Origin of the sequence: Corynebacterium sp. MSK310 (assembly GCF_030227355.1) — a bacterium.
GTDB lineage: Bacteria > Actinomycetota > Actinomycetes > Mycobacteriales > Mycobacteriaceae > Corynebacterium > Corynebacterium rhinophilum.
Map to the genome: position 1 here is coordinate 1 of NZ_JASPFZ010000043.1, position 960 is coordinate 960.

1 protein-coding gene is annotated in these 960 nt (G+C 55.8%); it reads left to right on the plus strand.

All coding sequences use genetic code 11. The features are described from left to right. Nucleotides 1–29 precede the first annotated feature (29 nt). The coding region (locus QP891_RS11650; protein WP_284771068.1) for an IS481 family transposase at nt 30–960 on the plus strand (931 nt) is incomplete at its 3' end.

Consider the following 960-nt stretch of genomic DNA (forward strand, 5'->3'; position numbering starts at 1 on the left):
TACTCATCAGTCGCGACATGTTTGACACTATGAATAGTCCCAACCGCAACATGGCCATCGTCAAGGCAGTCCGCAAACAGGGCCGCAGCCCCTCTAAAGTCGCCCAGCGTTTTGGAATCTCCCGCCAGCGCGTCTATCAGATCCTCAACGCCTTTGACGCCGGCGGCGCCGACGCCATCGCGCCTCGCTCTCGTGCCCCGCATACCCATCCACAGGCAGTGCCTGACAAGCTGCGTAAAGAAATCATCGCTATCCGCAAGCAATTAACTCGCCACGGGCTCGATGCCGGGCCAGACACCATTTCCTTCCACCTAGAAAAAGACGGCCACCGCAGCCCATCAACATCAACAATCCGCCGCATCCTCAACGCTGAAGGCCTTATCACCCCAGCACCGAAGAAGAAGCCTAAAAGCTCATTTGTCCGCTTTGAAGCCGCCATGCCCAATGAATGCTGGCAGGCTGATATCACCTACATCTATCTGGCAGATAACACCCGCGTCGACGTGCTGGATTTCCTCGACGATCACTCCCGCTACCTGCTATCTATTACCGCACGAGCCGGCTTTAGCGGCCCACAGGTAGCACAAGAATTAACCCGCCTGATCAACACATACGGCCCGCCAGCATCCACTCTCACCGATAATGGCTTAGTATTTACTGCCCGGCTAGCCGGGCGCAAAGGCGGGAGAAATGCCTTTGAAAAAGTCCTGACCACACACAAAATCCAACAGAAAAACGGACGGCCAGGACACCCGCAAACCCAAGGAAAAATTGAGCGATTCCACCAAACCCTTAAAAAATGGCTCGCCGCACGACCAGCCGCCCATACCATTGCTGAACTGCAACAACTCCTCGACGAATTCCGCGATTACTACAACACCACACGCCCACACCGCGCACTAGGACGACACACCCCACACCACAGCTACACCACCGGCACAAAAGCCAGCCCCAACGACA